The sequence below is a fragment of the Planococcus sp. APC 3906 genome, from assembly GCF_030407685.1.
Classification (GTDB): Bacteria; Bacillota; Bacilli; order Bacillales_A; family Planococcaceae; genus Planococcus; species Planococcus koreensis.
In genome coordinates this window covers 1-7,664 of the sequence record NZ_JASDCW010000051.1, presented here as the reverse complement: position 1 = coordinate 7,664, position 7,664 = coordinate 1, and the positions used below count along the sequence as shown (strand labels likewise).

Annotated in this window: 8 protein-coding genes and 1 pseudogene; 1 reads left to right on the top strand and 8 read right to left on the bottom strand. The window is 38.7% G+C overall.

Annotated elements, in window-relative coordinates; translation table 11 throughout:
• A pseudogene (locus QMA09_RS16720) lies at positions 1–244 on the top strand (AAA family ATPase); the annotation flags it as partial.
• 89 nt (positions 245–333) lie between these two features.
• On the opposite strand, the gene QMA09_RS16715 reads toward QMA09_RS16720, so the two are convergent.
• From QMA09_RS16715 to rfbA, 8 genes are all read right to left on the bottom strand, one after another.
• Complete coding sequence (locus tag QMA09_RS16715; protein WP_290213940.1) at positions 334–531, bottom strand: hypothetical protein; 198 nt, start codon at positions 529–531, stop codon at positions 334–336.
• 98 nt (positions 532–629) lie between these two features.
• Entirely contained in the window at positions 630–1,511 is an 882-nt protein-coding gene (galU, locus tag QMA09_RS16710) for a UTP--glucose-1-phosphate uridylyltransferase GalU (RefSeq protein WP_290213939.1), read from the bottom strand.
• A gap of 228 nt (positions 1,512–1,739) precedes the next feature.
• Entirely contained in the window at positions 1,740–2,786 is a 1,047-nt protein-coding gene (locus QMA09_RS16705) for a GDP-mannose 4,6-dehydratase (RefSeq protein WP_290213938.1), read from the bottom strand.
• Positions 2,761–4,137, bottom strand: coding sequence for a UDP-glucose dehydrogenase family protein (locus QMA09_RS16700; RefSeq protein ID WP_290213937.1), 1,377 nt, complete (start codon positions 4,135–4,137; stop codon positions 2,761–2,763). The genes QMA09_RS16705 and QMA09_RS16700 overlap by 26 nt, the downstream gene beginning before the upstream one ends.
• A gap of 46 nt (positions 4,138–4,183) precedes the next feature.
• The gene (gene rfbB / locus QMA09_RS16695; protein WP_290213936.1) at positions 4,184–5,203 is read right to left on the bottom strand and encodes a dTDP-glucose 4,6-dehydratase; all 1,020 of its coding nucleotides are present in this window, start codon (positions 5,201–5,203) and stop codon (positions 4,184–4,186) included.
• The gene (gene rfbD / locus QMA09_RS16690; RefSeq protein WP_290213935.1) at positions 5,204–6,058 is read right to left on the bottom strand and encodes a dTDP-4-dehydrorhamnose reductase; all 855 of its coding nucleotides are present in this window, start codon (positions 6,056–6,058) and stop codon (positions 5,204–5,206) included.
• Positions 6,055–6,621, bottom strand: a complete 567-nt coding sequence (rfbC, locus tag QMA09_RS16685) for a dTDP-4-dehydrorhamnose 3,5-epimerase (RefSeq protein WP_290213934.1) — start codon at positions 6,619–6,621, stop codon at positions 6,055–6,057. Before rfbC ends, rfbD begins: the two co-directional genes overlap by 4 nt.
• Positions 6,618–7,520, bottom strand: a complete 903-nt coding sequence (gene rfbA, locus QMA09_RS16680; RefSeq protein ID WP_290213933.1) for a glucose-1-phosphate thymidylyltransferase RfbA — start codon at positions 7,518–7,520, stop codon at positions 6,618–6,620. Before rfbA ends, rfbC begins: the two co-directional genes overlap by 4 nt.
• Between the last annotated feature and the right edge of the window lie 144 nt (positions 7,521–7,664).

The following is a 7,664-nucleotide window of genomic DNA, read 5'->3' as shown; positions in this document are numbered from 1 at the left end:
TCGGCTGCATCATCTTGACCGTGCAGAGACCGAACGATACATGAACCAACATCTCGCTTACGCAGGCGTCGGGCGCGACATTTTCAGCGAATCTGCGATTGATGAGGTGTTCAGCTATTCAAGCGGCGCATCGCGCCTGATCAATAAGCTCGCAACGCATTGCCTGTTGTTTGCGGCGCAGAATGGAAATCGCATCATCGACGACCGGATGGTGAAGAAAGTGATCGAGGGAGAACTGGCTTAGTTCCCCCTCGTTTTTCTCTATTCATTTGGACAAAGAAACCGTCAGGTTTGGGACAAAAAGAACCGTCAGTTTCTAGACAAAATCAGGCGTCAATAACAACTTCCCTCTGCTACGCCTCTTGCAATTATTCCAACCTCATTACTGTAAAGCAAAACTTTATCGTCTTTTTGAATCTTTTCTATCACTTCTTTTGTTAATCTATACGCTGCGCATTTTCGTTCCGCTATCATTTCATTTTCGTAGCGGCTATCTGATTGCTTATTTGTATTGATAATAAATAAGTTCATTGATATCCCCTTTCTATTCTTATTATTAGGTAACTGAATTCCCTATTTATTTCTTTCGGCTACAAAAAAGGATAACTAGTTAAAGTTATCCTTCGGTTTTACTTCTTATTAGAATACGATTCCTGCAATTTCTTTTCAAACAACTCCAACAACTGCTCTCGCAACTCAGGACGCTTCAAAGCAAACTCGATCGTCGTCTCAATAAACCCGAACTTCTCGCCGACGTCAAACCGTCTTCCTTCGAATTCATAAGCATATACAGATTGGATCTCATTCAATTTCTGGATAGCATCAGTAAGCTGAATTTCTCCACCTGCACCCAGGAGATGCTCTCCTAAGAAATCAAAAATTTCTGGAGTTAAAATATATCTCCCCATAATCGCATAGTTTGAAGGGGCTGTTCCAGCTGCAGGTTTTTCGACAAAGCGGTTGACACCAATTAGCTTGCCTTCGACTGAAATAGGATCAATGATTCCATAGCGGTGAGTGTCTTTAGATGCCACTTGCTGAACACCAATTACACTATTGCCTGTCTGTTCATACTGATGCATCAATTGTGCCAAACATGGCTCGTCATTTTCTACGATGTCATCGCCTAATAGCACAGCAAACGGTTCATCACCGATGAATTTACGAGCTGACCAAATGGCATGTCCTAAGCCAAGTGGCTGCTTTTGGCGAATGTAATGAATTTCGACTTTCGATGTTTTTAAAACGGAATCCAGCATGTCTGTCTTGCCTTTTTCCCGCAATGTTTCTTCTAGTTCAAATGCGTGATCAAAGTGGTCTTCAATCGCACGTTTGCCTTTACCAGTAACAATAATAATATCTTCAATACCAGAAGCAATCGCTTCTTCGACTATGTATTGAATTGTTGGTTTGTCTACGATTGGCAGCATTTCTTTTGGCATCGCTTTAGTTGCTGGCAGGAAACGAGTTCCCAGACCTGCAGCTGGAATTATTGCTTTTTTCACTTGCATTCTTTCACCTTCTTCTTAAATTTGAAATTACTCATATAGTCTTATATCAACATTTAAACTACATATATTTACATTTAATAAAATAATTATAGCATATTTATAAACTTGAAAAATAGATTATCTCAGCCAAATTTACAAATTGTAGAATTTCTATAGTTATATAAGTTTATAAGGTAAAGAGAAAAAGCTAATTGCGAAAGCTGAACTCTCACAATTAGCTTTTTCAGATTATACTTTCAACTTTTCAGTCACTTGATAATACTTACAATACCAATCGACAAATTGCTGCAGTCCATCTTCAATAGAAGTTTCGGGTTTAAAACCGACTGCTTCTTCCAATCTTTTCGTTGAAGCATAAGTTGCTGGCACGTCTCCAGGTTTAATAGGTTCGAATTTCTTGTTGAACTCTACTTTTCTGCCCAAAGTATTGCTTAAGCATTTCTCAAGGGTTTCGATGAAAACCATCAGCTTTTCCGGATTACTATTTCCGATATTAAAAATCTTGTGGCAAACTTCATCCGTTCCTGCAGGCGGGTTAGGCAATAGCCGTGTAATGCCTTCAACAATGTCATCTATATAAGTAAAGTCGCGATAGAGATCATTGTCAAAATCACCGTTATTGAAAATCTTGATTTCATCATCCGCAAAGAATTTATCCGTAAATCCGAAGTATGCCATATCCGGTCGGCCCATTGGTCCATAAACAGTAAAGAACCGCAGACCCGTAGCTGGAATCTTGTATAAATGGCTGTATGTATGAGCCATCAGCTCATTTGATTTTTTTGTCGAAGCATACAAGGATACCGGATTATCAACAAAATCCGTTTCTTCAAAAGGAACTTTTTTGTTAGCCCCATACACTGAGCTTGATGACGCATAAAGCAAATGGTCTACCGGATGGAAACGGCAGGCTTCAAGGATGTTGTAAAAACCAATAACATTACTTTGAATATAAACATCTGGATTCTCGATAGAATAGCGAACTCCGGCTTGTGCAGCCAGATTCACAACGATATTCGGTTTGTATTCCATAAAGAGACCATCGATTAATTGCTTGTCTGAAATATCGCCTTCTATAAAAGTAAAATCCGCAAAAGGAGATAATTGCTTCAAACGTTCGTGTTTGAGATTGACGTCATAATACTCATTAAGGTTGTCGATGCCGACCACTTTTGCGCCTTTAGCCAACAATCCTTTAGCAAGATAAAAACCGATAAAGCCAGCTGCCCCTGTAATTAAGTAAGTCTTATCAGAATCGAGAAGCTTGTAACTCAACTTTCTTCAACTCCTTCAAACCATTCTTGTTAGCAGGCGCACGGCCAACTGAATAATACTCGACCCCTGACTTCTCCATACGTGCAACTTCATGAAGGTTTCTGCCATCATAAACTAATGGTGTTCTCATCAATAATTTGAACGTTTCGGGTTGAACTGCTTTTACTTCTCCCCATTCTGTGAAGATAAAGCACACGTTAGCATCTTTTAAAGCTTCTTCTGGACTTTGCACATAGGTGATAGATCCTTTCCCGTTTGTTCCTTCTGGATATACTTTCGCGAAGTTATCTGCTCCTACGGGATCAAATGCATGAATATCTGCACCTTGGGACAATAATAGAGGGATATTTTCCAATGATGGAGCTTCTCTCAAATCATCGGTTCCTGGTTTGAAAGTCAATCCAAGAACAGCTACCTTCAATCCGTTAAACGTAATTAAACGGTTGCTGGCTTTCTTATATAACAAAGTCTTTTGGTCTTTGTTAACTTCAATCGCAGCTTTAATCGTTTTCAGCTCGTAGCCATTTTGTGTCGCTAAATAGTCTAATGCTTTCGTGTCTTTCGGAAAACATGATCCGCCATAACCGATACCTGCGTTCAAGAACTTGCTGCCGATACGGTCATCGAAACTCATACCTTGTGCAACATCTTGCACGTCAGCACCAACCAATTCACAAAGGTTAGCAATATCGTTCATATAGGATATCTTTAACGCTAAGAAATCATTAGAAGCATATTTGATCATTTCAGCCGAGCGACGATTAACAGCTACAACTGGTAAATTGAATGGTTCATAAATTTCTTTCAATAGATTTTCTGCCCATTCACTTTCAGTCCCGATAATGATTCGCTTTGCAAACAATGTATCATGGACAGCAGATCCTTGAGCCAAAAACTCAGGGTTTGAGGCTACTTCTACTCGTACGTCATTTATGAGAAAATCGTTGATGAACTGTTCGACTTTATCATTCGTTCCAACAGGGACTGTCGATTTTACAACAATCAAACAATCCTTTTCTACGTTCTCCGCAATTTGACGGGCAACAGTCGCTATGTATGAAAGATTAGCAGATCCGTCTTCATTTTCTGGAGTTCCCACACCGATAAATACGGCATCAGCGTTTTTATAAGCAGCTTTGTAATTAGTTGTATAGTCGATTCTTCCAGCATCATAATTCTTCTTCATTAACTCTTCCAGGCCATCTTCGTAAATCGGAGAAACTCCCGATTGCATCATTTTCACTTTAGCTTCATCAATATCAACGCACGTTACTTGATGGCCCATTTCTGCGAAACAAACGCCAGCAACTAAACCGACGTATCCTGTACCAGCTACTGCTATTTTGCACATTTTAATCCCTCAATTTCAATACCTCTAATGGACCAAGGTAAGAATATTAGTTACTATACTGCTTTTCAAAATACTTTTGGTACTCGCCTGTTATAATTTGTTCCCACCATTTTTTATTATCAATGTACCATTGAATAGTCTGTGCAATTCCTGTTCCAAATGTATATTCAGGCTTCCACCCAAGTTGCTCAAGTTTTGTCGGATCGATAGCATAACGTTTATCATGCCCTAAACGATCCGTAACATATTCAATAAGATCATTTGATTTGTTTAAAGTTTCAATGATAGTTTTAACAACCTCAAGATTCGTCCGTTCATTGTGGCCACCAACATTGTACACTTCTCCGATGGCTCCCTCGTGCATTACTAAGTCAATTGCACTGCAATGATCCAGTACATGCAACCAATCGCGTACGTTCTTGCCATCGCCATATACGGGAACTTTTTGACCATTCAATACACGCGAAATAGTTAAAGGAATCAGTTTTTCTGGGAAGTGATAAGGTCCGTAATTATTGGAGCACCGTGTAATGTTAACCGGCAAACCAAACGTTTCATGATACGCCCGCACTAACAAATCTGACGAAGCTTTGCTTGCACTATAAGGGCTATTTGGCTGCAATGGAGTATCTTCTGTAAAGAACGTTCTTGGATCAAATTCAAGGTCTCCATATACTTCGTCAGTAGATACATGTACAAATTTCGTAATGCCGAATTGCTTAGCGGCATCTAATAAAACTTGCGTACCTACTACGTTAGTCTGCACAAATATGCCGGGATCAGTAATTGAACGATCCACATGGCTTTCTGCTGCAAAATGAACAACAAAGTCAAAATTGTACTCTGCAAATAAAACATCTATAGCTTCTCTATCAGCAATATCCGCTTTCAAAAAATGATAATTGGCTAGTTCTTCTATTTCTTTGTGCTTCGTTAAGTCCCCAGCATATGTAAGTAAATCTAGATTGTAAATATCGTAGTTTGGATATTTTCCCACCATATATTGAACAAAGTTTCCGCCAATAAAACCAGCTCCGCCTGTAACAAGTATTTTTTTACGTTCCATTTATTTCACCTCTTCAATCAGTTCATTTAGGTATCGCTTAACAGCGTCCTGCCAAGGTGGAAGTAAATCGAATCCTTTTGCAGTCAATTTTTCTTTCGACATCCTTGAATTTTTTGGACGCACCGCTCTGGTTGGGTATTCTTCAGTAGAAATCGAATGAACTTTCATATCTAATTCAGCTTGTTTGAATATTTCTATAGAAAACTCTGCCCAACTGCAAAACCCTTCATTAGAAGCATGATATATTCCATATTCTTCTCCTTGAACCATTTCCAACATCAAATCTGCTACATCATATGTATAAGTAGGGGAGCCGATTTGATCTCCTACGACATTAAGTTCTTTTCGGCTTTCTGCGAGCTTAAGCATCGTCTTGATGAAATTATTTCCATTGATACCAAAAACCCATGAAATTCGAACAATAAAATGCTCTTCGACTAAATCTTGAACTTGTCTTTCAGCTTCATATTTTGTAGCACCGTATATGCCTACTGGATTTGGCAAATCCGTTTCCAAAAATGGGCTTTCCCCAGTTCCATCAAATACGTAATCGGTACTTACATAGAGGAATTTTACACCTACGTTTTTTGCAGCAGCAGCTAAATATTTGGTTCCTTCTACATTTACATCCCAGCAATTTCCTTTGTCATCCTCTGCTCTATCTACCGCAGTATATGCCGCACAATGAATAATCGCTGAAGGTTTAATCATGTCAACGTAGTCTCGCACAGCTTGTTCATCCGTAATGTTTAGATCAGCCCTGCCTATGCCGGTAATATCTAATCCTTTTTCAATGCCTCGACGTACAACATCAAATCCCAGCTGTCCGTTGACTCCAGTAACTAAAACTTTCATACCTCTTCACCAAATGCGAAGTTGTTTTCAGTGTCCTCCAATAAAGGTGCCTTTTCATCTTTTTGAGATAGTATTGGCTTGATATCAATTGGCCATTCAATACCAATTTCAGGGTCATTCCAGATGATGCCTCTATCATTTTCGGGTGAATATAGTTCATCAACTTTATACTGGACTTCAACATCATCAGTTATCGTCATAAACCCATGGGCAAAACCTTTTGGCACGAGCAATTGTTTCTTGTTTTCAGCTGATAACTCCAGACCAAACCAATCACCAAAAGTGGGACTGCCTTTTCGTATATCGACGGCTACATCATAAATAGCACCTTTTGTACAGCGTACTAACTTAGTTTGTGCCTTAGGACTTAGTTGATAATGCAAGCCTCTTAAAGTGCCTTTTGAAGCAGAAAACGAGTGATTTTCTTGGACAAAAGCCAATCCTAGACCTGCTTCTTTAAATTGCTCATTACTGTGAGTTTCCATAAACCAGCCCCGGTGATCGCCATGAACCGTTGGTTCTAAGATATATACCCCACTTAATTTAGTTTCAAGGAAGTTCATCCAAGCACCTCTTCTTTTTCCATTATTTCAATGTTTTGATGAGCTAATCTAATAAGGTATTGTCCATATTCGTTCTTTTTCAGAGGCTCAGCCAGTGTTAATAATTGAGTCTTATTTATGTACCCTTTTCTATAGGCAATTTCTTCTAAGCAAGCAACTTTAAGACTTTGACGTTTTTCAACAGTTTCAATATAAGTAGAGGCTTCTAATAATGACTCATGTGTGCCCGTATCTAACCACGCGAAACCACGGCCTAGTAGTTCCACATTTAACTCTCCAAGAGCTAGGTAGGCTTTATTTATATCTGTAATTTCCAACTCTCCCCGCTCTGAAGGTTTAATTTGCTTAGCAATATCAACAATTCTTTTATCATAAAAGTATAGTCCTGTAACGGCATAAGTAGATTTAGGTGTTGCTGGTTTTTCTTCTATAGAAACTGCTTTTCCATATAAATCGAATTCAACGACTCCAAATCGTTCTGGATCCTTCACGTTGTAACCAAATACTGTAGCACCACTTTCTCTTGAGGAAGCCTTTTCTAATAACTTTGTAAATCCATGCCCATAAAATATGTTGTCGCCCAAGACCAATGCAACACTATCTTTTCCAATAAATTCTTCACCAATTAGAAAAGCTTGGGCTAACCCATCAGGAGAATGTTGTATTGCGTATTCAATATTTATGCCAAGTTCGCCCCCATCCCCTAAAAGTTGCTCAAACCTTGGTGTGTCTTGAGGAGTTGAAATTATAAGTATATCTTTTATACCTGCTAGCATAAGTACTGATAGGGGATAATAAATCATGGGTTTATCATAGATTGGTAATAATTGCTTTGAAATTGTTTTTGTAAGTGGATAAAGTCTTGTTCCACTTCCACCTGCTAAGATAATTCCTTTCACTTAATTGCCCTCCTTTTAATTAATCTTTTGACTTACCCTTTTGTTATCAAAGCCTTCAGATTTAGAAACGTGTTTGTTAAATCTCTGTATTTAAATATTAAAAATAGTATATATCCTGTCGAATAGATAATCATAATGAGCCAT

Excerpts from the sequence above, each read along its gene's own strand:
- QMA09_RS16715 (WP_290213940.1), bottom strand. The coding sequence starts at position 531 with ATGAACTTATTTATTATCAATACAAATAAGCAATCAGATAGCCGCTAC.
- galU (WP_290213939.1), bottom strand. The coding sequence starts at position 1,511 with ATGCAAGTGAAAAAAGCAATAATTCCAGCTGCAGGTCTGGGAACTCGT.
- QMA09_RS16700 (WP_290213937.1), bottom strand. The coding sequence starts at position 4,137 with ATGTGCAAAATAGCAGTAGCTGGTACAGGATACGTCGGTTTAGTTGCT.
- rfbB (WP_290213936.1), bottom strand. The coding sequence starts at position 5,203 with ATGGAACGTAAAAAAATACTTGTTACAGGCGGAGCTGGTTTTATTGGC.
- rfbD (WP_290213935.1), bottom strand. The coding sequence starts at position 6,058 with ATGAAAGTTTTAGTTACTGGAGTCAACGGACAGCTGGGATTTGATGTT.
- rfbC (WP_290213934.1), bottom strand. The coding sequence starts at position 6,621 with ATGAACTTCCTTGAAACTAAATTAAGTGGGGTATATATCTTAGAACCA.